This is a genomic window from Jeotgalibacillus proteolyticus (genome assembly GCF_002926065.1).
Taxonomy (GTDB): Bacteria; Bacillota; Bacilli; order Bacillales; family Jeotgalibacillaceae; genus Jeotgalibacillus; species Jeotgalibacillus proteolyticus.
Genome location: NZ_PREZ01000003.1, coordinates 134377 through 158206 on the forward strand (window position 1 = coordinate 134377; position 23830 = coordinate 158206).

At 42.2% G+C, this 23830-nt stretch carries 25 protein-coding genes and 1 riboswitch; of the genes, 3 read left to right on the forward strand and 22 right to left on the reverse strand.

Going from position 1 to position 23830, the window contains the following annotated elements; genetic code table 11:
* Nucleotides 1-62 precede the first annotated feature (62 nt).
* The 19 genes from C4B60_RS07595 to C4B60_RS07680 all read right to left on the reverse strand — a co-directional run bounded on the left by C4B60_RS07595 (nucleotide 63) and on the right by C4B60_RS07680 (nucleotide 17767).
* Entirely contained in the window at nucleotides 63-797 is a 735-nt protein-coding gene (locus C4B60_RS07595; protein ID WP_104057405.1) for a hypothetical protein, read from the reverse strand.
* Nucleotides 794-1534: a hypothetical protein gene (locus C4B60_RS07600; RefSeq protein ID WP_104057406.1), complete on the reverse strand. Its 741-nt coding sequence runs from the start codon at nucleotides 1532-1534 to the stop codon at nucleotides 794-796. The genes C4B60_RS07595 and C4B60_RS07600 overlap by 4 nt, the downstream gene beginning before the upstream one ends.
* Nucleotides 1521-2417: an ABC transporter ATP-binding protein gene (locus C4B60_RS07605; RefSeq protein WP_104057407.1), complete on the reverse strand. Its 897-nt coding sequence runs from the start codon at nucleotides 2415-2417 to the stop codon at nucleotides 1521-1523. Before C4B60_RS07605 ends, C4B60_RS07600 begins: the two co-directional genes overlap by 14 nt.
* The gene (locus C4B60_RS07610) at nucleotides 2414-2794 is read right to left on the reverse strand and encodes a GntR family transcriptional regulator (protein WP_104057408.1); all 381 of its coding nucleotides are present in this window, start codon (nucleotides 2792-2794) and stop codon (nucleotides 2414-2416) included. The genes C4B60_RS07605 and C4B60_RS07610 overlap by 4 nt, the downstream gene beginning before the upstream one ends.
* 145 nt (nucleotides 2795-2939) lie before the next feature.
* Nucleotides 2940-3572 (reverse strand): YIP1 family protein, encoded by a 633-nt coding sequence (locus tag C4B60_RS07615; protein WP_104057409.1) that lies wholly within the window; start codon nucleotides 3570-3572, stop codon nucleotides 2940-2942.
* A 336-nt stretch (nucleotides 3573-3908) separates the two neighbouring features.
* Nucleotides 3909-4139 carry a KTSC domain-containing protein gene (locus tag C4B60_RS07620; protein ID WP_104057410.1) on the reverse strand — a complete coding sequence of 77 codons (231 nt, stop codon included), beginning with the start codon at nucleotides 4137-4139 and terminating at the stop codon, nucleotides 3909-3911.
* A gap of 957 nt (nucleotides 4140-5096) precedes the next feature.
* On the reverse strand, nucleotides 5097-6281 hold the full coding sequence (locus C4B60_RS07625; protein ID WP_104057411.1) for a cation:proton antiporter: 1185 nt from the start codon (nucleotides 6279-6281) through the stop codon (nucleotides 5097-5099).
* A gap of 115 nt (nucleotides 6282-6396) precedes the next feature.
* On the reverse strand, nucleotides 6397-6531 hold the full coding sequence (locus C4B60_RS21820) for a hypothetical protein (protein ID WP_280632259.1): 135 nt from the start codon (nucleotides 6529-6531) through the stop codon (nucleotides 6397-6399).
* 223 nt (nucleotides 6532-6754) lie between these two features.
* Nucleotides 6755-7285, reverse strand: coding sequence for a GNAT family N-acetyltransferase (locus C4B60_RS07630; protein WP_104057412.1), 531 nt, complete (start codon nucleotides 7283-7285; stop codon nucleotides 6755-6757).
* Nucleotides 7286-7348: 63 nt separating this feature from the next.
* A complete protein-coding gene (locus C4B60_RS07635) occupies nucleotides 7349-8422 on the reverse strand; it encodes an ABC transporter substrate-binding protein (RefSeq protein ID WP_104057413.1) in 1074 nt (357 codons plus the stop codon).
* Nucleotides 8419-9222 carry an ABC transporter permease gene (locus tag C4B60_RS07640; protein ID WP_104057414.1) on the reverse strand — a complete coding sequence of 268 codons (804 nt, stop codon included), beginning with the start codon at nucleotides 9220-9222 and terminating at the stop codon, nucleotides 8419-8421. Before C4B60_RS07640 ends, C4B60_RS07635 begins: the two co-directional genes overlap by 4 nt.
* Nucleotides 9206-10024, reverse strand: coding sequence for an ABC transporter permease (locus C4B60_RS07645; RefSeq protein ID WP_104057415.1), 819 nt, complete (start codon nucleotides 10022-10024; stop codon nucleotides 9206-9208). Before C4B60_RS07645 ends, C4B60_RS07640 begins: the two co-directional genes overlap by 17 nt.
* Entirely contained in the window at nucleotides 10014-11117 is a 1104-nt protein-coding gene (locus C4B60_RS07650; RefSeq protein WP_104057416.1) for an ABC transporter ATP-binding protein, read from the reverse strand. Before C4B60_RS07650 ends, C4B60_RS07645 begins: the two co-directional genes overlap by 11 nt.
* A 279-nt stretch (nucleotides 11118-11396) precedes the next feature.
* Nucleotides 11397-12194 carry an SDR family NAD(P)-dependent oxidoreductase gene (locus C4B60_RS07655; RefSeq protein ID WP_104057417.1) on the reverse strand — a complete coding sequence of 266 codons (798 nt, stop codon included), beginning with the start codon at nucleotides 12192-12194 and terminating at the stop codon, nucleotides 11397-11399.
* A gap of 155 nt (nucleotides 12195-12349) precedes the next feature.
* Nucleotides 12350-13525, reverse strand: a complete 1176-nt coding sequence (gene metC / locus C4B60_RS07660) for a cystathionine beta-lyase (RefSeq protein ID WP_104057418.1) — start codon at nucleotides 13523-13525, stop codon at nucleotides 12350-12352.
* The gene (locus C4B60_RS07665) at nucleotides 13506-14639 is read right to left on the reverse strand and encodes a methionine biosynthesis PLP-dependent protein (RefSeq protein WP_104057419.1); all 1134 of its coding nucleotides are present in this window, start codon (nucleotides 14637-14639) and stop codon (nucleotides 13506-13508) included. Before C4B60_RS07665 ends, metC begins: the two co-directional genes overlap by 20 nt.
* Nucleotides 14640-14766: 127 nt before the next feature.
* A riboswitch (SAM riboswitch) is annotated at nucleotides 14767-14871 on the reverse strand.
* A 780-nt stretch (nucleotides 14872-15651) separates the two neighbouring features.
* A complete protein-coding gene (locus C4B60_RS07670) occupies nucleotides 15652-16653 on the reverse strand; it encodes a DUF4003 family protein (protein WP_104057420.1) in 1002 nt (333 codons plus the stop codon).
* Between the two features lie 21 nt (nucleotides 16654-16674).
* Nucleotides 16675-17313: a FusB/FusC family EF-G-binding protein gene (locus tag C4B60_RS07675; protein WP_104057421.1), complete on the reverse strand. Its 639-nt coding sequence runs from the start codon at nucleotides 17311-17313 to the stop codon at nucleotides 16675-16677.
* A gap of 31 nt (nucleotides 17314-17344) precedes the next feature.
* Nucleotides 17345-17767, reverse strand: coding sequence for a GNAT family N-acetyltransferase (locus C4B60_RS07680; RefSeq protein ID WP_104057422.1), 423 nt, complete (start codon nucleotides 17765-17767; stop codon nucleotides 17345-17347).
* Nucleotides 17768-17933: 166 nt separating this feature from the next.
* On the opposite strand from C4B60_RS07680, the gene C4B60_RS07685 reads away from it, so the two are divergent.
* From C4B60_RS07685 to C4B60_RS07695, 3 genes are all read left to right on the forward strand, one after another.
* Nucleotides 17934-18920, forward strand: a complete 987-nt coding sequence (locus C4B60_RS07685; protein WP_245153907.1) for a Gfo/Idh/MocA family protein — start codon at nucleotides 17934-17936, stop codon at nucleotides 18918-18920.
* A 252-nt stretch (nucleotides 18921-19172) separates the two neighbouring features.
* On the forward strand, nucleotides 19173-20024 hold the full coding sequence (locus C4B60_RS07690; RefSeq protein WP_104057424.1) for a transporter substrate-binding domain-containing protein: 852 nt from the start codon (nucleotides 19173-19175) through the stop codon (nucleotides 20022-20024).
* 33 nt (nucleotides 20025-20057) lie between these two features.
* Nucleotides 20058-20735 carry an amino acid ABC transporter permease gene (locus tag C4B60_RS07695; protein ID WP_104057425.1) on the forward strand — a complete coding sequence of 226 codons (678 nt, stop codon included), beginning with the start codon at nucleotides 20058-20060 and terminating at the stop codon, nucleotides 20733-20735.
* A 49-nt stretch (nucleotides 20736-20784) separates the two neighbouring features.
* On the opposite strand, the gene C4B60_RS07700 is transcribed toward C4B60_RS07695, so the two are convergent.
* The 3 genes from C4B60_RS07700 to C4B60_RS07710 all read right to left on the reverse strand — a co-directional run bounded on the left by C4B60_RS07700 (nucleotide 20785) and on the right by C4B60_RS07710 (nucleotide 23765).
* Nucleotides 20785-21780 (reverse strand): sodium:calcium antiporter, encoded by a 996-nt coding sequence (locus C4B60_RS07700; protein ID WP_104057426.1) that lies wholly within the window; start codon nucleotides 21778-21780, stop codon nucleotides 20785-20787.
* Between the two features lie 198 nt (nucleotides 21781-21978).
* Nucleotides 21979-22635 carry a sporulation membrane protein YtaF gene (gene ytaF / locus C4B60_RS07705; protein ID WP_104057427.1) on the reverse strand — a complete coding sequence of 219 codons (657 nt, stop codon included), beginning with the start codon at nucleotides 22633-22635 and terminating at the stop codon, nucleotides 21979-21981.
* A gap of 137 nt (nucleotides 22636-22772) precedes the next feature.
* Nucleotides 22773-23765: a sodium:calcium antiporter gene (locus C4B60_RS07710; protein ID WP_104057428.1), complete on the reverse strand. Its 993-nt coding sequence runs from the start codon at nucleotides 23763-23765 to the stop codon at nucleotides 22773-22775.
* Between the last annotated feature and the right edge of the window lie 65 nt (nucleotides 23766-23830).

A 23830-nucleotide genomic window follows, 5' to 3' on the forward strand; every position in this document is an offset into this window, starting at 1 on the left:
GGATTATAGAGCAGTTTAAGGTCTTAAGTCAACCCTTTTTTCAGATAATTTCGTATATAAGATCAATCTAAATAATAGATAAATTCCTCTTCAAGCCCGTCGATTTCAACATTCTCCGGGATGCTTAAATAAAGAATTTGTGTTCCATTGCGAAAGCTGAAGCTATAACCTGAGCCTCTATTTGATGAGTCGTCATTAAATTGGGAAAGAACAAATGACTCGTTGAATTGATGGAAGGAAAAATCATAGTGCATCTCTTGAGAAATGGCAATTCTTCCTTCTTCCTCATAAATATCAACTTCCTCTGCGATTTGATCTGATATGTCCACTCCATTAACACGCAATGGTGCTTTATAATATCTGACTTCCACCTGGTCAGCGCTATCTTCGATTTTTTTAATGATGACATTCACTGGGTTGTTTTCAAGCTGTGGAATATTTAATTCCATACGGTCACCTTCATAACGAAAATTCTGGGCTTTTATTAGAAATTTCTCATCAATCTGGTCTATTTCCCCTTCAAAAGCCAGTCTTTCAAATTCATCTATTTCGCTATACATCTCTTCTTCATTGGAATTAAAATCAGCATCTCTTCCTGCTGTTTCATCTTGCGGCAGAACATAATAAACGCACATAGCCAAAAATAAAACGGCTGTATAACCCCCAAAAAGACTTATAGCCCTTTTACTCGTAACACGTTTTTTCGACGCAGACTTCCTTTTGCTTAGCAGATAGAAAATGCCTAAAAACAACATTGACAGGAACATAATCATAATAAAAACATTTAGAACCATCATGCTCTCACCTCCCGATTATTAAAGAGAAGTATAATTCCTCCAAAAAGGATTGCAGCGGTGAAAATGATTTTAATGCCAAGGATCCAAAACGAGCTTTCAGCAATATAAAAGGAATACAATGGGTAAACACCTAATGAAATACTCAAGTAGATAGGTAAGACGATCAATACTACGGGCAGCACGGCGATAAGACTTTTATGAATCTGAGCAAGACCACCCGCTAAATAGCCTAAGGCTGAGACCAGAATAAAGTACAATAAGAATGCGCCGGCTGACAGCAGCAGCGCTCCCGGTGAACCAGGACTGCCTCCCCCATAAAGCAAAGGCGTATTTGCAAACAACCTTACGAGTAAATAGAGCAGAAAGCTGCTCAATGTTAGGGTAATCATTGCAGCTGCTGAGACTGTAATCAAATAAAGAATGTTTGAAAGATGACTGCTCAAGCGGCTTGTGACAAAAGTAAAATCTTCAAAACGATAGCTTTTTGTAGTTAGCAGGATGGATGTGACAAAAATCCATATGAGCGTAAAAATAAACACAAGGTCCACAGAATAGGTATCCACTGAAACTGTGATATAGCCGTCTGAGGAGCTGCCTCCCCCTGACGCTAATAACGAAAATCCTATTCCAAGAAGCTGAATAATGATAAGGGATTTAAGCGCATCTGAATAAGAAAAAAGCTTATAAATATACTGCTTCCAAACAATTTCTCCAAGCTTCATTTCACTTAAAGACATCATCAATCCCCCCTTTTTCCTGTTGAGTAAGGTAAATGCAAAGATCGCTCGCACTCACCGGGCTGAAAATCAGTTTGTTTTTTAATGCCTCTGCTTTTTCAGCTTCGGTAAAATTAGCCTGAACGACTGCATAAACGCTTCCTTTTGAAATTTCCTTTCGATGAATAAGATTTTTTCCTTGTATCCATTGAACAACCGCTTCCTCCTGCCCCCGGACACCAATTGCATATTCCCTCAATTCAGCTGTTGGCATATGCAGATGCTTCTCTCCTTGATGAATAAGGAGCACATCCTCAATTAATTCTTCAATTTCATCCAGGTGGTGACTTGATAATAAAATCGTTCTCGGGTACGCGAGATAATCCTTCAAAAGGGCCCGGTAGAAATCCTTACGAACAGAAGAATCCATGCCTGTTGTCGGTTCATCAAAAATCGTTAAAGCGCATCTTGAAGCGATGCCTGTAATCGCATTGAAAGTGTTGAGCTGCCCTTTGGAGAGACTGTTGTGAAGCTGTTTTGGTCGCAGGTTAAAGTAAGTAAAAAGACGTTCCGCCAGCGTTTGATCCCATTTTTTATAAAACCGTCCATGCTGTTGCAGAATTTCTTCAAGCGTGAGGGAGCTGGGAAAAACAATGGAGTCATCAATCAGGATGCTGTTTGCGGATACAAGAAGACTGTTAAAGGGATTCTCGTTAAAAACGTTCAGTTCTCCTGAAGTTTTTTTCAGATAACCTGCAAGTAATTTTAAAAGAGTCGATTTTCCTGCTCCGTTTCTTCCGATTACCCCGGTTATGGTGTTTTCCTGGATGGAGAAAGACAACCCATTGACTGCCTGTTTTTTACCAAAATTCTTCTTAAGCTCCCTGCATTCGATCACGTTCACTTTTGCTCCCCCTTCCTTATTGACTCCTGAATCATGGAGACTAATTCCTCCTCGCCCACTTCTAAGTGCTGGGCTTCAATGACGACTTCCTGAACAAGCTTTTTTAGCGTTTGGTTAATACGCCTATGACGAATTTGAACCTTAGCATCTTCTGTAACAAACATCCCCAGCCCCCTCTTTTTATAAAGAATTTGTTCCTCCAGCAGCATCGCCAGCCCTTTACCTGCAGTAGCAGGATTAATATTAAATAAGTCTGCCAGCTGATATTGAGAGTAAATTTTTTCATCTGCATTAAATTTTCCCTGCAGAATTTCGGTTTCGAGCCACTCTGCAATTTGCATATAAATTGGTTTTGTTCCGTCGGTATCGAGAATCATCTCCACACCCCCTATCTAATATAGTGCATTAGTGTTGTAATGTAGTATACTCTTTTTATTTAATTTTGACAATATGGTTTCATAAAAATAACACTGCCCTTATGCTGGCAGTGTTAGGTAAATCGGGTTTAATATGTGTACAATCTTAAATAAATACGGTAAAAACGATAATAATGCCAATAACCAAAACAAGCGCAAAGACAAGAGCAGCAACTGTCAGGATAACACCTAAGCCTTTCCAGCTGGAGAACCCATGAACGATCCCAATCGCTTTACAGACAATGACGACTCCCCATATTCCGAAAACTGCTGATATAAAAAGGGTTATAAGATAAGCGCCAATCGGTAAAGCCGTGATGCCTTCCATCCCAAGAGCTGTAGGGTCAGTAGCCTGAACAAATTGTTCCGCATACATGATGGCCACTAAAAGGTATGCAGCAGCAGTGACAATTTGCGGGATATAAGATGGTCCTATCGCGATCATCATACGTCTGAAATTGCCGGTGCCTCCAAACCATTTTCCTACCATTGTGTAAAGTCCCGCTGAGATATAAACACCTATAATACTGATGATCACACCGATAAGTGCTGCCACTAAAAATACCATGAATAGTGGAAGGGATTCTCCAAATCCAGAGCCTTCGAGATTTATTAATCCCCCGCCGATTCCCGCAAGCCCGGCCATGGCAATTGTGAAACCGGAGCCTTTGTTTTCTAATACGTCGCGGATGGTTTGCTTTGGCTGCGTCCACACTGACAAGAATGGATTGTTTGTCATTTACATCATCTCCTTTTTTAGCCATTTAGACTCAGTTAGTATACGGATGAGGATGGAAATGGTTTCACTTTCCAGTTAAGGGAGGCAGCTTTTAGTTAGGAGTAAATACCTCTTAATGAAGCGTGTTGATTTATGCTGCAATCAACTCGTGGATAACTCATTTTCATCTTCGAAATAGGAATGCTTTAATACAGTCCTATTAATAGAACCTAAAAAAGATGACTTCGGGACGATACCGGAGTCATCTTTTTGCTGCTTTGGCTGCTGCCTTTTTTTATTAAGTTGTTCGTTTATTAACCCGTTCTTTACCCTCTCAACGCGGGACTTTTTTTCTCTTTAGTATGTTAGTTCCCGCTCTTTTACTACTTCTAAATAGGGATAAGCGTCCTTTATATAGCTTGCGTAGTAGCGTGACTTTGAAAAGGAGCTCATTAAGTTTTCAAAGATGTACTTGGGAACTTTATAATAGTCGAAAGTTTCACCTCTGAATTGGATACGAAGGACTTCATCCTGTTGATCATAGCCGATTCCCGTTATGAGTGATGAGTTTACAGGGTGCATTTCCATCTATCTTCACCGCCTTTACTATTTTTGTAGTTGTGTTGATAAGCCTCTTACTAAAAGGGAAGTTTGTACTGTTTCTTTTTATTTTTCTATGATTTCCCTTTGTTTTTTTGTTCCCCCAAAACCAATTAACCTTATTATAAATTGGACTTGAAGATTAAGAAATAGACTCGACAGAAGCTCTTATGATCAGACAAAAACAGAACTTTTTTGTTAAAAATGCAGAAGAATTTTATCACTGAACTCTGGATAATAAATGGAGAGTTAAGAGTAAATACCTTTTAATTGGGCGTGTTGATTTCCACTGCAGGCGGAGGCTTTCCGCGGGGCGGGGCTTGAGCTAACTTGCTAGCGCAAGTGGATCTCAAGCTCCCGCTTCATCCCGCAGGAGTCCCCGCCTTCCGTTCCAATCAACTTTTGGATAACTTATTTATCTCTTCGAAAGTTGAACGTCATGAGTAAATACCTTTTAACTGAGCGTGTTGATTTCCGCTGCAGGGGCATGCTTTCAGCGGGGCGGGAGCTGAGCTAACTTGCTATCGCAAGTGGATCTCAGCCTTCCCGCTTCTTCCCGCAGGAGTCAACCCCTTACGCTTCAATCAACTACCGGATAACTTATTTGTCTCTTCGAAAGTTGAACATTAGGAGTAAATACCTTTTAATTGAGCGTGTTGATTTACGCTGCAGGCGGAGGCTTTCCGCGGCGCGGGGCTTGTGCTAACTTGCTAGCGCAAGTGGATCTCAAGCTCCCGCTTCATCCCGCAGGAGTCCCCGCCTTCCGCTCCAATCAACTTCTGGATAACTTATTTATCTCTTAAAAAATTTTAGTGTTATGGATAAAGACTTTTAATCACACAGGTTAATTTCCACCGCAATCAACCCTAAAAATCCCTATCCCCTTATTGAGCTAGATATAATTAAGTTAAAAAAACTCAACTGCCCTCCCAGGACCGTTGAGTTTTATTTCGATAGTTTTTTAGTTAATGGATAAATGCCGAAGCTTTGGATAATTAGGGATAGCAGGATGGCGATGAAGGAAACTGAGATGTAAAATTGGATGTTTTCATCGTTGACTGTCTCTAAAATTAACAGCAGGACGACTGACATGGTGCCTTTTACTCCTGCAAAGGAAATGAGAAGTGCGTCGCTTTGCCCCATTTTCTTTGTTGACGGAAGGGTAAATAGAGATAGCTGGATAACAATGTACCGAATGATTAGTGAGCCGATAAAGATTAAAAAGGCTAAAAGCAGGTGCTTGATATCCAGGTATTTTGGTGCGATGATCCCAATCGTTAAAAAAACAAGCGATAGCAGTGTTGGTTCTACGATATCCCAAAACCCATCAAGCGATTCTCTGTAATGATCTTCTTTATTCGTGTGGGTAAATTCCCAGGACAGCATGATTCCTGCCGTAACAGTGGCAAGTACACCCGAGACGCCAAGCGCTTCTGCCAAAAAGAAGTTCCCGTAGGCAAGAACGATACTAAGCATGACCTGGAATTCTTTGTGATGGGTGTAATGAACTGCTTTACAGACTAACCAGCCAAAGATAAGCCCAATTGCTATTCCACCCAGGGAGACAAGTAAAAAGTCACCCAGTACAGACAGGGCACTTAAATCCTTCCCGCTAGAGACGATCGTAACAAGGGTTGTAAAAACAACGATACTCGTCCCATCATTAATCATAGACTCCCCTTCAACAATGTCTGCGATGGTCTCATCACCTGAAGCCTGCTTCAAAATGGCTGTTACAGAAATCGGATCTGTCGGAGCAAGTATCGCTGCAATAATTAGCGCCCCAATGAATGGAAGGGCAAGAAACGGACTTGCTAAGTAATAGATTGCCCCTCCAAGTAAACCAACGGTAACGATAAGGCCCCCTGTGCTCAGCAACCCGATAACCCCTCCATGCTTCCGGAGTGCTGCTGAAGGGTATTTATAGGCAGAAATGAACAGTAGTGCCGGGAGGAAAAATTCATAGAGTGTTTTTTGTGTTAATTCCATAGATGAAAAAAACGGAATAAAGGAAAGCCCTATGCCAATAAGAACAAGAATAGGCGGCTGAGGAAAGGCTTTGGCATGATTATCTATCGTGAAAACGATATATCCAATAAGAAGCAGGACAATTAAATGTGAAGCCTCCACAACGATGACCCCCGGTTTCAAGTATCAAGATTTTTGGTTTCATTGTACTTTACCAACCCATCAAAAATATAAACAATAACCGGGAAGGCTATTTTAGAAACATAGATTCAGTCGACTACTTATTATGAAAACCGGACATGAAATAATACATTTCCATTCTTTGTTGCTGCTCCGCTGCCTGATCCTTTCTCATTTCCTGAATTTGAGTAACTTTTTTAGTTTCTATATAATTTCGCAGTTTCGTAAACATATGATTACCTCCTGTTTGATGGCTAAAATCTGAATTGGTTTTGACAGTCTCAAACGAATCTGTCATCATCATACGTTGCTTTGCGATTTCTTCCTTCCTCCACCGGTGCTACATTTCCTCCACCTTAGGAATGAATTTTTTAACCGACAAAAAGACCTTCAATTGATTTTGAAGGTCATCTTTCTACTGCAGGATCGATTATAGGAACGAAGAGTGTATGAATTTACTGTTTTTCAACATGGTACAACACATGCTCTTTTAACACGCTGCCTTCCTCAACCTTTGGATGGCTGAAGGATCCTTGAAAAGTCATGCCAATTTTCTTCATTACGTTAATGGAGGGTTCATTAACCCTCGCAGTAAAACTGTAAATATCACGAAAGCCGAGCTCGTTAAACCCATAGTTCAGGCAGGCGGAAGCTCCTTCAGTGGCATACCCTTTTCCCCAGGCATCCTTTTTTAGACGCCAGCCGATTTCAATGCAGGGGGTAAAATCAGCACTGAAAACGGCTCTGTGAAATCCAATGAAACCTATGAATTCCTTCGTTTCTTTTTCCTCAGCTGCATATAAACCGAAGCCGGTCTCGCCAAATTCAGCTGCTATCACCTGGTAGAACAAGTCTGTTTCCTTTTTTGATAAGGACTTGGGAAAATACCTCATAACTTCTTTGTCCTCATTCATCAGGCGAAATGGTTTAAGATCTTCTTCTTTCCACGAACGCAATAGCAGTCTTTCGGTTTCAATATAGACCATGTTTCCCCTCCCCTTTTTCAAAAAACGGCACACCTGAATTTTTCAGATGCGCCGTTCCAATCACTATCGTAAATCAATTTTAAATTCTAAGAACAGTTCATTATAATAGGCTAGCATTTCTCTGCCTAAATTATCATAGACCTCAAGTCTGTCTGTCAGCTCAGGAGCAGGGTAGAAGCGCTCATCGCCTGAAACCTCCTCGGGAAGCAATTCAAATGCAGAAAGATTAGGCGTTGAATAACCGACATACTCTGCATTTTGGGCCGCATTCTCAGGGTCGAGCATAAAGTTGATAAATGCGTGCGCCCCTTCTATGTTGTCAGCGGTTCTTGGAATGACCATATTATCAAACCATAAATTTGACCCTTCCTCAGGCACGGCATAATCGAGTGCTTCGTTTTCGTACATGATATCCGCTGCCTCACCGGACCAGACGACACCAACCGGGGCTTCTCCGTTGCCGATGAGCATTTTGATTTCATCTCCGACGATTGCCTTGATATTTGGTGAAAGCGTCTGAAGCTTTGCCTTCGCTTCCTGAAGCTCCGCGCGATCAAGCGTATTCAGGGAGTAGCCCAGGCTATTCAGCGACATTCCCATAATTTCTCTCGCACCGTCAACGAGCAGGATATCATTCTTTAGCTCTTCGCTCCATAAATCGTCCCAGCTTGTAAAATCAATATCGTCAATCATCTCAGTATTATAGACGATTCCAACCGTTCCCCAAAAGTAAGGGATTGAGTACTTATTTCCCGGATCAAAGGATAAATCCATAAAATCAGGATTTAAATGAGTCATGTTTGGAAGCTGGTCATGATTCAGTTCAATCAATAGATCATCCTCGGCCATTTTGGCAATCGTGTATTCGGAAGGCACCGCAATATCATAGGATGTTCCTCCCTGCTGTATTTTCGCTAACATAGCTTCATTGGAGTCAAAGGTTTCATAAACAACACGAATGCCTGTTTCTTCCTCGAACTGATCAATGAGTTCATCATCGATATAATCTCCCCAGTTGAAGACAGTGATTGTGCCGCTTCCGCCCATCCCCTGCGAAGCATTAAGGTGATTGGCAAGGAATATCAGACTGGCTGAGGCTACGACAACAACAATAAATGCAGTAGTTAGCCGCTTCATTTGCGAACCCCCATTCCAGCCATTCCAACAGCTTTTTTACTAATAAAATAGTAGCCGGCCACAAGGGAAAGAGTGACCAGAAAAATCAATGTTGATAAAGCGTTAATTTCCATTGAAATCCCTTGCCTTGCTAAAGAATAAATTTCAACGGACAGTGTGCTAAATCCGTTTCCTGTGACAAAAAAGGTTACCGCAAAATCATCAAGTGAATACGTTAAGGCCATAAAGAATCCCGCATAAATCCCCGGAGTGATATAGGGCAGGATGATTTTTGTCAGAATGTCCATTCTGCTTGCCCCAAGATCTCTTGCAGCATCAATTAGCGTCGGGCTCATTTCCTGGAGCTTTGGCAGCACCATGAGCACGACAATTGGAACACTGAAGGCAATATGGGCAATCAGCACAGAGGCAAAACCGAGCTTAATCCCAATAAAGGTGAAAAGAATTAAAAACGAAGCACCAATAATGACATCCGGGCTGACAATTAATACATTGTTTAAAGAAAGCAGTGTATTTTTTGTTTGCTGCTTTTTTACATACATAATCGCCATAGCGCCAAAAACGCCGATAATTGTTGAGATAACAGCTGAAAGAAGGGCGATAATCACCGTATTTAAAACGATAATTAACAGCCGTGTATTTTGAAATACCTCCAGATAATAGTCAAAGGTGAACCCTTCAAAGCCATACATCGTACCGCCGCTATTGAAGGAATAGAACATCAGGTAAAAAATAGGTGCATACAAAATCACAAACATGATGGATAAATAAATGGCGGGCCAATTACGCTTTTTTCCCACTTGTCAGCCCCCACTTTCTATTTCCGGATAAGAACATAATAATGATCATGGCAATAATCAAAAATACGGCAATCGTTGAGCCCATGCCCCAGTCCTGTGTAACAAGAAAATGCTGTTCAATCGCTGTACCGAGTGTGATGACCTGGTTGCCGGCGATTAAACGTGTAATCATAAACAGTGATAGTGCCGGGATAAAGACAAGCTGACAGCCCGCTTTTACGCCGTTAATTGTAAGCGGAAAAATCACCTTTCGGAAGGTTTCAAAGGACGAAGCCCCCAGATCGCGTGATGCGTCCACAAAAGCAGGATTTAATTTATCCAGCGCATTGAAAATTGGTAAAATCATAAACGGAATAAAAATATAAACAGAAACGAACACAAAGCTGAAATCAGTAAATAGAAGCTGAACAGCCCCAATGCCAATTACATCAAGAAAAGCATTAAACGGTCCGTACGTTCCAAGGATTCCAAGAAAAGCATAGACCTTTAACAGTATATTAATCCAGGAAGGAACAATAATCAGCAAAAGCCAAAGCTGTTTATGCCTCATCTTCGTCAACACAAGTGCTGTTGGATACGAGATGAGCAGGGTGAAAAGGGTTATTAAAAATGCATACCAAAAAGAACTGAGTGTCAGCTGAAAATACGTTGATGAAAAGAAATGCTGATAATTGCTTAAAGTAAAGCTTCCATCCAGTCCTCTAAAAGAATAAAACAGCACGAGTATAATAGGAGCAACGACAAATAATGCGATCCAAAACACGTAAGGAATGAGAAATAAATTGCGTGATTTATTTCCCATAACCAGACTCCGTATAGCCTTCCAGCCGCTTATCAAAATCTTCCTCTGATTCATTAAAGCGCATAACATGAATGGCTTCAGGTTCAAACGTTAAGCCTATTCGTTCACCCACAGTAGCCTGTTTGGTTGAATGCACAAGCCATTCATTTTCATATTCATCAAAGCAGCAGATTTCGTAATGCACCCCTCTGAACAGCTGGGAATCAACCCGTACACGCAGCTTGCCGTTTTCTTCTTCCGTAATCGCCAGATCCTCAGGGCGAATAACAATTTCAACCGGTTCATCAGTCTTAAGGTCACGGTCCACACAGGTAAATTCCTTCCCGGCAAAAGCGACTTTAAAATCCTCAACCATGACACCTGAAGTGATATTGGATTCCCCGATAAAATCAGCCACAAAGCGATTAATCGGTTCATCGTAAATATCCATTGGCGTTCCGCTTTGCTGAATAACCCCTTTGTCCATAACAAAGATTTCATCCGACATCGCAAGCGCTTCCTCCTGGTCATGTGTAACGAAAATAAAGGTAATTCCCAGGCGCTGCTGCAGCTCCTTCAGCTCATACTGCATCTCAGTTCTCAGCTTTAAATCAAGTGCTGACAACGGTTCATCAAGTAAAATCACCTCAGGCTCATTCACTATCGCTCTTGCAATGGCCACACGCTGACGCTGACCGCCGGACATTTCACTGATCTCTCTTGTTTCGTAATCCTCGAGATTAACAAACGCCAATGCTTCTTTTACTTTTTTATCAATTTCCGCTCTTTTTTTCTTCTTAATCTTCAGCCCAAACGCCACATTCTCATAAACATTTAAATGGGGAAATAGTGCATAGTCCTGAAAAACGGTATTTACCTGCCGTTTATGGGCAGGAACATGATTAATAATCTCTTCATTAAAATACACTTTGCCGTCAGTAGGCTCCATAAAGCCTGCGATCAGCCGAAGAATCGTCGTCTTTCCGCACCCTGATGGTCCAAGAAGTGTATAAAATTTACCTTTTTCTATTTCAAAGCTTACCTTATCCAGCACAGTTGTGTTATCAAAGCTATGCGTTACCTGGTCAAACCTTATAATTGTATTTTGATTCAATTCACCTTGCCTCCTGTTTAGTTGATTAGCCTCTCACTCTCCAAGTATTGACACGAGTCTACAGACTAACAATTTTCTAATCAAATTATACTCCATAATAATCATGATACCAGTATAATCGATCATTTCTGCGTTGTAGAGAAATGTCTTCTGAGAGAGAACGTTGTAGAAATGGTTTTTTGTGGCCCAGAAAGTAAATCTATTGTTTTCTGTTAATTTTACTAAGTCAACGGCTTACAAAAAGGAGCTGATCCATAGTGGATCAGCTCTTTTTATTATTTACCTCATGACGCTTCCGCCTGAAATTTTCATTGATTCTCCAACAATATTTTCAGCTGCGTCTGAAAGCAAAAAGATGATACTTCTGGCAACTTCCTCAGGCTGTGTGATTCTTCCCGATGGAAGCCCTTCTTCAGCGATTTTTAATTGCTCTTCAAAAGAACGGCCGGCTGCCTTTCCTTTTTTCTCGATGGCTGAGCGGCCCATTTCCGTATCGACAAATCCAGGGCATACTGCATTAACACGTACGCCATGCTCAATCGCTTCAACTGCAAACGACTGGGTAAAACCTGTCACAGCGAATTTAGAGGCACTGTAGGCAATATTTCCATGCGTTCCGCGAAGCCCTGATAAAGAGGAAACATTAACAATGGCGCCTTTCTTTTCAGGGATTAATCGTTCATAAACGAGCTGGGTTAACAGAACGGTTGAAAAATAATTTAATTCCATTACCTTTCTCATTTCTTCCTCTTCGAGCTCATCTAAAGTTCCGCCTCCGGAAATCCCTGCAGAATTAACTAAGCCTGTCAGTGTTCCGCCTTTTTGAGTCGCTTCCTCCACTAAATGCAAGCGCTCGGTGGCGTTATTTAAATCAGCAGGGATAACAATTAATTTCCCCTGGGCATTTAAGGACTCTACTTCCTTTTGCAGTTCTTCAAGCTTGTCCTCATTTCTCCCGGTAACAGAAACAGTGGCACCTGCAAGCACAGCAGCCTTAGCCGTTTCATAGCCGATGCCGCCTGTTGCTCCGGTAATTAGAATATGTTCATCCTGTAAAGCTTGTTCTGAAAAGACCATAGTATCTACTCCTCTGAAATGGATTCTATTATTACCCTTCCTTCATTTCAGAGTAAGTAAACGTGTGTCCCGACAAAAAAAGCAGCTGAGACACTGTGTCTCAACCACTCATAACCAGTTCCCTGCGCCTCAAGTTGAATTACAGTTAGATCATCTCAAGCAAGCGCTTTTGGCACATGCTGTTCGACAGCGACAAGTGCCTGCTGAATATCGGTTAGCAGGTCATCCACGTTCTCAAGGCCTACAGATAAGCGTAATAAGCCGTCTGTAATTCCTCGTTTTTCCCGCTCTTCTACCGGCATTGCGGCATGAGACATAGTGGCAGGATAGGAGAGAATGGATTCTACTGCTCCTAGACTTACAGCAAATACCGGGATTTTCAGCTTATCTACAAATATTTCCGCGCACTTCTTGTCCGGTAAACGGAAAGATAAAACTGCTCCAGGTCCTGTTGCCTGCCGCTTATGAATCGGATATCCATCATGGAATGAAAAGCCAGGGTAATACACTTCTTCAATAACCTGATGGTGATGCAGGTACTGAGCTATCTGAGTTGCAGATTGTGAAGATTGATTTAAACGCACACTCAGCGTTTTCATTCCTCTAAGCAGCAGCCAGCAATCCTGCACGCCTAAAATTGAGCCAAATGAATTTTGAACAAACTTTAATCTTGCGCCCAGCTCCTCATTTTTTGCAACAGCGAGTCCTGCTACTACATCACTATGACCTGATAAAAATTTAGTTGCACTGTGAAGCACAAGATCGGCTCCAAGATCAAGCGGTTTTTGCAGAAGCGGCGTCATAAATGTGTTATCGACAAATGTTAAACAGCCATGAGCTTTAGCCACCTTTGCTACCCCTTCAATATCGGTAATATTCAAACAGGGGTTGGACGGTGTTTCTACATAGATTACCTTTGTATTGGGCTGCACACTGCGCGCTGTCTCATTTAAATCTGTCATATCAATAAAAGTGTGATCAATATTAAACTGAGTCAGCACCTGGGTAATCACTCGGAAGGTTCCACCATAGACATCCTTTGAAACCAGCACATGATCCCCTGCTTCTAAAAGCATAAAAGCCGAAGAAATAGCGGCCATGCCAGAAGCGAACGCAAAGCCCTGGGCTCCATTTTCAAGCTCGGCAATGGTATTTTCGAGTGCCTGCCTCGTTGGATTCCCGGAGCGGCTGTAATCAAAGGGACCAAATTCATTGATTGATTCCTGATGAAATGTTGAGGAATAATGCAGCGGTACATTTACTGCTCCTGTTTGCTTATCAATAAAATCCGGCTGATGCAAAAGCTTGGTTTCAAACTGACGATCTGTCATATGATGATTCCTCCTTTTGTGCTCTTTCCAGGGCGTGTTTTAGATCATGCTTTAAGTCGTCAATATGCTCAATACCTACGGAAAATCTTAATAATCGCTCACAAATGCCTCGCTGCCGCCTCTCCTCTACAGGTATATCCGCATGAGTCTGGGTTGAAGGATACGTGATAAAGCTTTCAACCCCACCAAGACTCTCCGCAAATGTGATCAGTCCAAGAGAACGTAAGAATGGATCAACCCAGGCCTCATCACCGAGCCGGAATGAAACCATTCCGCCGACACCCGGATAGAGCACGTCTGTAATGCCTGTCTGGTGTTCTAAGAATTCGGCTATACTTTTTGCATTTTCCTGATGGCGGTCCATTCTAAGCGATAAGGTTTTTAGTCCTCTTATTAAAAGCCAACAATCAATGGGTGCCAAAACCGCACCTGCTCCATTATGAATCGCAAACAACCGCTCGCATATTTCCTGGCCCTTTGCTACAACTAATCCGGCAAGAACATCATTATGCCCGCCAATGTATTTAGTCGCACTGTGAATGACGATGTCAGCGCCTAAAGGAATCGGTTTTTGAAGATAAGGTGTTAGAAATGTGTTATCAACGATGGTTAACAGCTGATGTTCCTTTGCCAGGGCTGCAACGGCACCTATATCTGAAATATGCATTAACGGATTAGTAGGGGTTTCTACAAAAACCGCTCGAGTGTTGGGACAAATTGACCTCTTTACTTCTGCCAGGTCATTCGTGTTCACATACCTTGTTTTTATACCGTAAGCTTCTTCATAATGCTTTAGGAGCCGGTAGGTCCCTCCGTAAATATCATCTGAAGCGATGATCACTTCTCCTTGTTTGAAGAGTGATAAAACGAGCTGCACTGCGGCCATGCCTGAGCTTGTTGCGTATCCTTCATCCCCCTCTTCCAGGCGCGCGATCCCTTCCTCGAGTATGGCGCGTGTAGGGTTTTTCGTGCGCGTATAGTCATAGCCGGTGGAATCACCAATTCCGGGATGACGGTAGGCTGTTGAAAAGTAAACCGGCGGGTTGACCGTTCCTGTTTCTTCTTCGCTTCTGTTTCCTAGCTGTGCAAAAAGTGTTTCCGGGTGATAAGTCATTAATGAGTTCCTCCTAAGGTCATGGATCATGGCCGGTTTTTTATCAATTTTAAGGTTATTTTTTCAGGAATTTAAAATGAAAAAGGACCTTTCTTATAAGAAGAAGGTCCGCTATTTATCGCAGTTCTCCTTATCGTTCAGGGGTTTAAACCTGCTGGAATTAGCACCATGCCAAATGTGGCTGGTTGCTGAGGTGTCAAAGGGCCAGTCCCTCAACCTCTCTAGATAAGTTGGTCTATTAAGTTAGTAAGTTAGAATGCGTTTCGGAGCTAAACGCCCGTTTCCGCTTTTGTTTCATCCAGCTCCAACGGGCAGGGGCTCGAGTCATAAGTCATCCCACCCAATAGGTAAAAAGCGCCTATCTGTGCGGGCTGCATTATGCTTTTCGCCCCTAAACGCCCGTTTCCGCTTTTGATTCGTCCAGCTCCAGGCGCTAGCCCCTCGAGTCATATGCCACCCTGCCCAGTAGGCAAAAAGCGCCTACTTGTGCAGGTCGTCTTATGCTTCTCGGGCCTGAACGAGCGCCTTCCGCTTTTGATTCGTCCAGCTCCAACGGGCAGCTCCTCGGATCATAAGCCACTCCTCCATTCAGGCAAAAAGCGCCCGATTGGACGATCGTCTTATGTCTGTCGGAGCTAAACGCCCGTTTCCGCTTTTGATTCAGAATTGTTTGATTTGTTGTTTTATACGGTACATTAGATTATGAGATTAATCAAGGGGAAATGACTAATTTTATTATTTTTTTGAGATTTAATGGGATTTGAAAGCCCTTATCCGCTTTACGGAAGCGGATAAGGGCTCTTGAGGGGGCGCCGCTTTTATTCAATAACCTTAGGATTGAAACGGTGCGAACGAGTCAATCAACGGTTAGTTGTGTATGAATCAGCGGCTTTACAAATCATTCTGTAAGGGTGCCTTTAAATGAGAATGATTTTCATTATTATATAAATTCTCTTAAGATTTGTCTAGTATTTATCTGTTAATCAGGTTTTTTTCTCTCAGCGGTTTCATTTTATTGATTGCCTTGAGATGAGGTTGCGGCTGTCGCAGCGGTCATCGTCGCAATTACTGCAGCCTGCTGGGCCTGCAGAATGGATTCAACCGTTGAGGCCAGACCTGCATTCAACACCTGTTCATCTTCCAGTTCCTTTAAGATCACCACACGGACTGCGATCATAAAGCAATGATCCTTGTACCATTTAAATTTACTGACACTAATAAGCTGCTCGTAGATCGCAATTATTTTTGGAAGCAGAGCAGATGGAGGTCCAACAAGACTCAGTACACCAACAATAGGAAGATGAAGACCGCGCAGCCTGATTTTATTTGTTTTTAAATCATCTACCCAGGTAACAAAGTTTTGAACGAGCACCTCACGATTTTCATGCTTGCCGTATGTAAGGATTTGAGAAACAAACTGCCGGTTGTTCCCCTTCCATAATGCAACATGAAGTTCTTCATAATAATAGGCCATGTCATCCAGCAGTTGATTCATTTCTCCTTCCTCTTCTGCCAGCAGAACGGATAATGGGTAATCCTCATGAGACGTTAAAAAGAAATGCTGCTTCTTAATGCCATCGTACATTTCCTTCGCCCGTACCACCTGGTCAGAGAGCATTCTGTCATCCTCTTTCAGCGACATAAATAATGCATATGCCGCTATGTAACTGTGTGGACTTCGCTGGAAACCCGCCTCAATTAATGAATCATAGCATCGCTGAATTTCCTTATACGAAGCCTTCGGGTCTTTTGGCTGGTTTAATAGCAGCCCGGCCAAGGAATAACGAAGAGAGGATTGGACGTATGAAAAAGCACTTGATTCTTCTTTTATATAATCAGCCAATTTAGTAAACGCCTGTAGATCGAATTCATAGCCGCTTCCTGCATATTGGGATGCAATCATCATTAACACGCCATTATCCACACGCCATTTGTACTTTTGTCTTAAGGCTTCATAGTACTCAGTAAACTGTTGTATTTGCTCGCTGTATTCCACTGCAGCCCCTCCGTTCATCGTTATGGGTTTTAAATTCTTTTAATCAATAATTTGTTCAATAAATTGCTCGAGCTTATCTTTCTTTTGAATATACTGGTTGCACTCCCTGCTGTCATAGCAGACGAATTTGCCAAATGCTTTCTCATTTTCCTCTGAGGTTCTCTGCTTGGGGACGGACATAAAAGCGACATCACCATAACGTCCGCAAATCTCACACATGCTTTTCTTCGTGGAAATGACATATCTTCCTTCTACACCGATCAATTTTCCGTTGATCAAACAGATCATATAATGCCTGCTTGCTCCGATGTCCTTCCAGCCTAAATAGGTGGTTGCGGTAAAGTCAACATCCTTTAATATGGGAAGCTTTAACCGCTTTGTTTTTGGGAATAGCTCCTTCACATCCCTCTGTGTTAAATCCGGAAAGGAAAGCCTGTAAGGGTGAAGCTCCTTTAAAAACTCCACCCTGTCTTCTTCGGTCCTGAGATCTGAAACCCTTGACAGAAGCTCTTCCTGCTCCTCCGATAATTCACAGAACGCATCTTTTACATTCCACTCGGTACCAGCTCTTACAGCCTCCTCTACATCCCGATCAATGGTGCCATGAACCTGTTTTTGTAAAAGCGTTGCCTGATGTTTTATGACATTAAATTGATGGTTTTGAATAAAAGGTTCCATGGTTGTCTCCTTTCATCAGTGTAAATCCCTTTTATAGATCCTTTTTAAATACAAAGCTTGCCCGGTCGTATGCACCTTTTTCTTCATAAAACCTGTGTGCATCCTGCCGATTAAGCCCTGAGGACAGTGCTACTTTGGAAAATCCATGGCTTGCGGCATAGCCTTCTACAAAGCTGAGCAGTTCCTTCCCGAACCCTTTTGATCGTTCGTTTTCATCTGTTACCAGATCACAAATCCAAATAAATCGCCCATAATAAAGAGTTGTCATTGGCATAAAACCGACTAACCCTTTTACCTCGTTATTTTCCCATACCCCAACTAATTTATATTGATGCTCTGTTTTTGCTGCTTGTGTCAGGGAAATAAATTCTTCCTCTGATACATGAGTACGCAGCTGCTTCATTAATGGATAAACGTCCTTCCATTGTTCGGGGATCACTTCTTTTATATTCATTCAATACATTCCTCCTGTTTACTATTCCCTATTCGATTTTAAATTCTCTTTCTCCTTTATTTAATTTTTTCCCGCCTGCCGCTAGGGCTTCTTATACATTCTGCTTGTTCTCTTCCTGCTGTAGAGGTACACTTCGGATAGATGAAAATGAGAGGATGAGGAATTGATGAAAATCGGGGTTATTGGAACCAACTGGATAACCGACACACTGGTTGAAGCGTCTAAGGATGTTCCTTCTGTAACGATTGAGGCGGTTTGCTCCAGAACAATGGAAAAAGCAACTGAATTTGCCGGGAAACACTCGATACCCTATTGTTTTACTTCCATAAAGGAAATGTGTGAAAGCAAAAAGATAGACGGAGTATACATAGCTACCCCGAACGCAGTGCATCATGAGCAGGCAATTGAATGCCTTGAAGCAGGAATTGCTGTTCTTTGTGAAAAGCCTCTTACTGCTACCTATACATTAGCTGAGCAAATGGTGCAAACATCCAGAAAAAATGGGGTTCTTTTAATGGAAGCTATGAAATCAACCGTCATGCCGAATTTCCAACGGGTGCAGGAGCTGCTGCCAGAGCTTGGTACCATTCGTCAATACAGTGCTCACTATGGTCAATACTCATCACGCTACGATAAATTTAAAAACGGCGTAATTGAAAATGCATTTAAGCCTGAGCTTTCAAACGGTTCATTAATGGACCTTGGTGTATATACACTCTATCCGCTGGTGGCTTTATTTGGGGTGCCTGAAGAAGTAAAAGCGATCAGCACTCCGCTCCATACGGGCGTTGACGGTCAAGGCATGGTATTGCTCAGCTACACGGAAATGGACGCAGTCATCACCTATTCCAAAATAACGAACAGTTATATGCCGACTGAAATAGCCGGGGAAAAAGCAGCCCTGCATATTTCTCAAATCAGCAGTCCTGAGCGGGTCACCCGTATCACGAAGGAAAACGGATCAGAAGATCTTTCTGTTGCACAGGAAAAAGCCCCGATGGCTTATGAGCTAGAGGAATTTGCTCGTGCGTATCAAAATGGGCAGATTGAATCTTCCATTAATACACATGAATTGTCTCTTAATGTCATCGCGCTAATGCAATCAATCCGTCAGCAAATCGGTGTTCTCTATCCACTGGACGAGCTTTCATAAAACCAAGTCATGCAGAAATCCTGCATGGCTTTTTTATTGGCACTTATTTCTATCTAGAAGGAAAACCTATCTACCATTTGAAAAGGAATGGATTCGTAATTTTAAGTCCTTCCCACTTGCCCTAAACCCAAGTAGAATGCTATGTTTTAAAGGTTGGCTTTATTATGGTAAAGGTGTAAAAACAGTTTACTTTCTTCATTACGATCTAAACCATAAATACAGCCGCATTATAACTCAACAGGAGGCTTTATCATGACAGTATTTTTCAATAAGAAAACATGGGCAGCTGCCGTCGGAACAATGACTCTTGCTCTTTTAACTGCATGCGGCAGCAGCTCTGACAATGCAGAGCAGTCTAGTGTGTGGGACGATATTCAGGAAGAAGGCGTCCTTACGGTTGCAACCTCAGGAACGCTTTACCCAACTTCTTTTTATGCTTCAGAATCAAATGAAATTACTGGATTTGAAGTAGAGGTCGTAAAGGAAATGGCTAATCGTATGGATCTTGAGGTCGAATTTGAGGAGATTGGGTTCGATGGCATGCTGACAGCAGTCAATTCCGGACAGGTGGATCTTGCAGCTAACGATATCGAAATTACAGAAGAGCGCAAGGACAAATTTGCTTTTTCTACTCCTATTAAATATTCTTACGGAACAGCAATTGTACGTGAGGATGACCTTTCAGGCATCGAAACCTTTGAAGACCTTGAAGGCAAACGTGCTGCAGGCGCAGCTACTTCCATCTATATGGATCTAGCGAGGGAATACGGAGCTGTTGAAAAAATTTATGATAATGCCACGAATGAAGAATATCTTCGTGACGTTCACGTAGGAAATTCGGATGTTATTTTAAATGATTACTACCTTCAGACATTGGCGCTTGAAGCGTTTCCTGAGCTTGATATTACGATTCATCCCAATTTAAAGTACAGCCCTTCAGAAGCTGGAATGGTGATGAATAAAGAAAACACCGAGCTTATTGAAAATGTAAACCGCGTCCTCGAAGAAATGCTTGAGGACGGAACAATTGCTGAAATATCAGCTGAGTTTTTTGCCGGGGCAGATGTAACCCAGGAGCCGGATATTGATTTTGAAGTAGAATAATTGAAGAAATGCTAAGGGAACGAGGTGAATACGATGGCTGATATCAAATGGCACTATCTTTTTGATCCCCAGCTTGCAATCGATTCCTTGCCGTTTGTAATGGAAGGAATCTGGTACACAATATTGATTTCGTTGGTAAGTATGGCAGCCGGGCTTATCATCGGTTTTTTCCTGGCACTGGCCAGGACCTCTAAATATGCTGTCTTACGCTGGCCGACGCGAACCTATATTTCCTTTATGCGCGGAGTGCCGATATTAGTTATCCTGTTCATGCTTTATTTTGGATTGCCGATCATTGGACTTCAGCTATCTGCCCTAGAAGCAGCATTGATTGCTTTTAGTGTGAATAGCGCTGCTTATATAGCTGAAATCATCCGATCAGCTTTATCCTCAGTTGATAAAGGCCAGTGGGAATCAGCCAAAGCACTCGGCCTGTCCTATTGGCAGACGATGTTTGGGATTATCCTTCCCCAATCCATCCGAATTGCAACGCCTCCTTTAGCTAATGTTCAGCTGGATATCATTAAAGCCTCTTCCCTGGCTGCGATGATCACCGTGCCTGAAATTTTTCAGAAGGCGCGAATAGTCGGAGGCCGTGAGTTTGATTTTATGACGATGTACATTCTGGTGGCATTGATTTATTGGGGCCTTTGTTCAGCTATGACGGTTCTGCAAAATTATTTGGAAAAACGATACGAGGAATATTTATAAGACACGTTAAGCTGCCCGCTTTTGCCGGCAGCTTTTTTATGTATAGCTACTATCCATTAAACAGCAGGTAGGTCGTAATAAAATAGCCGATGACAATCAATAGAGAAGGAATTGAATACATGGTTCTTCCAGGACTATTTTTCCTCGCAATAGAATACATGAGAAGTACCGCCATAAGAGATACCATCACGGCAGTCACCTCATGTGAACGTGACACATCAGCAAGGATCGGACCCTCTCTATAAGCAATATCGGATACCACGAGAATCAGCATATTAAAAATATTGCTCCCAAGAATAGACCCAATAGCTAAATTAACATTCCTCAGTTTTAACGCGATCAAAACAGCGACAGCTTCAGGCAGTGAAGTAGTTGCTGCCATTAAGAAGCTCCCGATAAACGTAGACCCAACACCAGTGATCTCAGCTATACGGTCTCCAGTTATTGAAAGCAGACTCCCTGCTCCCATAATGGCTGCTGCTGCAATCACAAATCCAATTATCGTTCGTTTAATTCCGGGAAGCTCACCAGCTGCAGGACGTTCTGTCTCCTCTTCTTCAAATGCCGGCAGCGTGTTTTCTGCTCTGGAAATTTTGCTTATCGCAAGCATGCCTGTCCCATAGACGAAGGCAATTAAAAAAGAATCCAGTCCTACCCCATAGAATGTATACTCAGTCTGTCTCTCCAGCGCCATCACCATCATCGCTGAAAGGGCCAGTCCAAGCCCCGCAGTGTACAGATGTCCGCCATTTGCAAGCCGGTAAATGCGGTATTTTCTAAGCAAAAGATCAAAGGAGGCAATAATAAACAAATTGAACAAATTTGACCCAAGCATATTGCCAACTGCAATATCTGGGTTTGATAAGAATACGGCCGAAAGACTTGTTGTCACCTCAGGCAATGAAGTAGCACCCCCAAGCAGCAGGGTGCCAATTAATAATCCGCCAAGCGACGTTCGTTCACTTAAGACATCTGCATGATTTGATAATTCAATTGCCGCAAGAACCGTTACAGCCGCTGCTAATCCAAAAATAAGATAAACCATACCATCCCCCTTCCTAACGCACTATGTCTTTTGAGTTTATTAATGCTTGTACCATCTCATTCCAAAAAAACTCACAATCATAAGCTGGAAAGCATAAAATAAAGATTCTGGGAGCTTAAGATCCACCTGAAACGAAGTCAAGATAAAAGAGGATGAAACGCATTGTCTCATCCTCTCTTTCACCAACTGTTGCCTTTTTTAGAACATGTAAAAAAGACCAATACCTATTAATAAGCATGGTGGAATAAAAGACATTTTTTGAGCCCACTTCCATTTCGTTAAATAAAAGCCAGTCTTCATCCCGGTAAAGACGAAGGCAGCACTTAAAAAAGCAATTAAACAGGAAGTAATAACCAGGGAATACCCAAGCAGCGCAGCACCAAGCCCTGCCCCAAAAGCATCAAGCCCCAGCACAATACCAAGTAAAATTCCCTCATGAAAGGAAATTTTCTTATTGCGGTCTACATCCGCTTCCTGTGAGCTTTTCAATACTCTGATAACCAGTTTTACTTTTTTCAAAAGCCCTCCACTCGCTTCTTCTTCGATAGTTCTCCTGGGCAGCTCCTCCTTCACTTTTTGTTTTTTTCCCTGAGAGCGTGCTGCATTCAAGCTAATAAACCCTATCGAAATAAGGATCAGCCCGCCAAAAATCTCAATAATTTCAACTGAAATATAGGAAGTTAGTAAAAGTCCCGCTGACATTGAAAGAATAACCATAATTCCTGAACAGCACATAATCGTACACAGTCCAGCCAAAGGAATGGTAATTCTTCGAAGACCGTATGAAACCCCTACCCCAAAGCTATCCATACTTACCGCCAGAATCAACAGCAGCTTCCATGCCGAAACGAGCAAACCATCAACTCCCCAAAAAAGCTTTTAGCTCATTGTATGAATTGGGTTAAAATTGGTGATTTTGATATAGCTCATTCAAAGTTCCGGGATAAAAAAATTAAAAACTGACCCCCTAATAGGAGCCAGTTTTTAATCTGTTATCCGTTAAAAATAAGATAGCTTGAGACAAAGTAGCCAATGATGATCAACACTGACGGGATCACATAAACAATGGTTGATCTTGGCTTTTTTTGACTAACAGAATAGAGAAGAATAATTGATAAAATCGCTACCGCAATACTGGTGACAATATGAGAGCTTGAAACGTCCGCCAGAATAGAGCCCTCACGATAAGCAAAATCAGAGCCTGCAAGGATAAGCATATTGAAAATATTGCTTCCAAGAATTGACCCCAATGCTAAATTCACATTGCGCAGCTTTAACGCAATAAATACAGCGATGGCTTCAGGGAGAGAAGTTGTTGCAGCGATCAGAAAGCTCCCTACAAAACTCGAGCCCATTCCGGTTACAACAGCGATCCGGTCGCCCGTTATGGACAAAGCAGTTCCCGCTGCCATAATCCCGATGGCAGCAATGACAAATCGAAAGATGGCCTGCTTTGCCGTTAAGGACGATTCTTCAGGTTTTGTTGCCTCTTCTTTCACATGAGGCTGCACAATTTCAGTGGATTTCGGCAGTCTGCTAATGACAAATACGCCGATAATATACGTAAATGCAATAATAAATGCATCAATTCCAATATCCCAAATCGGGTAATCAATTCTTACAATTAATGCAATCAGGGTTAATATGGTTAGCAGCAGCCCGAGCCCCGCTGTATATAAATGATCCTTACTTGCCCAATGGTACAGACGCTTTTTTCTGAAATATAAATCAAAGCAAGCGATGATAAAAAGATTAAACAGATTAGAGCCAAGCATATTACCCACTGCGATATCTACATTTCCAATGAGAACTGCTGAGACACTTGTCGTTACCTCCGGCAGAGATGTTGCTCCCGCCAAAAGCAGGGTTCCCACCATCAGTCCTCCCATGGCGGTTTTACTGCTGATGATATCTGCATAACGTGATAGCTTGACTGCCGCAAACACGGTGACGGCAGCTGCCAGGATAAACCATACAAAAACCATTTTTTCTTCCTCCTTTTCAACAAAAAAAGACCTTTTTATGAAGGCTCACCAAAAAGTAAACGTTC

Coding starts and splice junctions, on each gene's coding strand:
- C4B60_RS07595 (WP_104057405.1), bottom strand. CDS start 797: ATGATGGTTCTAAATGTTTTTATTATGATTATGTTCCTGTCAATGTTG.
- C4B60_RS07600 (WP_104057406.1), bottom strand. CDS start 1,534: ATGTCTTTAAGTGAAATGAAGCTTGGAGAAATTGTTTGGAAGCAGTAT.
- C4B60_RS07610 (WP_104057408.1), bottom strand. CDS start 2,794: ATGATTCTCGATACCGACGGAACAAAACCAATTTATATGCAAATTGCA.
- C4B60_RS07615 (WP_104057409.1), bottom strand. CDS start 3,572: ATGACAAACAATCCATTCTTGTCAGTGTGGACGCAGCCAAAGCAAACC.
- C4B60_RS07620 (WP_104057410.1), bottom strand. CDS start 4,139: ATGGAAATGCACCCTGTAAACTCATCACTCATAACGGGAATCGGCTAT.
- C4B60_RS21820 (WP_280632259.1), bottom strand. CDS start 6,531: ATGTTTACGAAACTGCGAAATTATATAGAAACTAAAAAAGTTACTCAA.
- C4B60_RS07630 (WP_104057412.1), bottom strand. CDS start 7,285: ATGGTCTATATTGAAACCGAAAGACTGCTATTGCGTTCGTGGAAAGAA.
- C4B60_RS07635 (WP_104057413.1), bottom strand. CDS start 8,422: ATGAAGCGGCTAACTACTGCATTTATTGTTGTTGTCGTAGCCTCAGCC.
- C4B60_RS07645 (WP_104057415.1), bottom strand. CDS start 10,024: ATGGGAAATAAATCACGCAATTTATTTCTCATTCCTTACGTGTTTTGG.
- C4B60_RS07655 (WP_104057417.1), bottom strand. CDS start 12,194: ATGGTCTTTTCAGAACAAGCTTTACAGGATGAACATATTCTAATTACC.
- metC (WP_104057418.1), bottom strand. CDS start 13,525: ATGACAGATCGTCAGTTTGAAACCAAGCTTTTGCATCAGCCGGATTTT.
- C4B60_RS07665 (WP_104057419.1), bottom strand. CDS start 14,639: ATGACTTATCACCCGGAAACACTTTTTGCACAGCTAGGAAACAGAAGC.
- C4B60_RS07670 (WP_104057420.1), bottom strand. CDS start 16,653: ATGAACGGAGGGGCTGCAGTGGAATACAGCGAGCAAATACAACAGTTT.
- C4B60_RS07675 (WP_104057421.1), bottom strand. CDS start 17,313: ATGGAACCTTTTATTCAAAACCATCAATTTAATGTCATAAAACATCAG.
- C4B60_RS07680 (WP_104057422.1), bottom strand. CDS start 17,767: ATGAATATAAAAGAAGTGATCCCCGAACAATGGAAGGACGTTTATCCA.
- C4B60_RS07685 (WP_245153907.1), top strand. CDS start 17,934: ATGAAAATCGGGGTTATTGGAACCAACTGGATAACCGACACACTGGTT.
- C4B60_RS07690 (WP_104057424.1), top strand. CDS start 19,173: ATGACAGTATTTTTCAATAAGAAAACATGGGCAGCTGCCGTCGGAACA.
- C4B60_RS07695 (WP_104057425.1), top strand. CDS start 20,058: ATGGCTGATATCAAATGGCACTATCTTTTTGATCCCCAGCTTGCAATC.
- C4B60_RS07700 (WP_104057426.1), bottom strand. CDS start 21,780: ATGGTTTATCTTATTTTTGGATTAGCAGCGGCTGTAACGGTTCTTGCG.
- C4B60_RS07710 (WP_104057428.1), bottom strand. CDS start 23,765: ATGGTTTTTGTATGGTTTATCCTGGCAGCTGCCGTCACCGTGTTTGCG.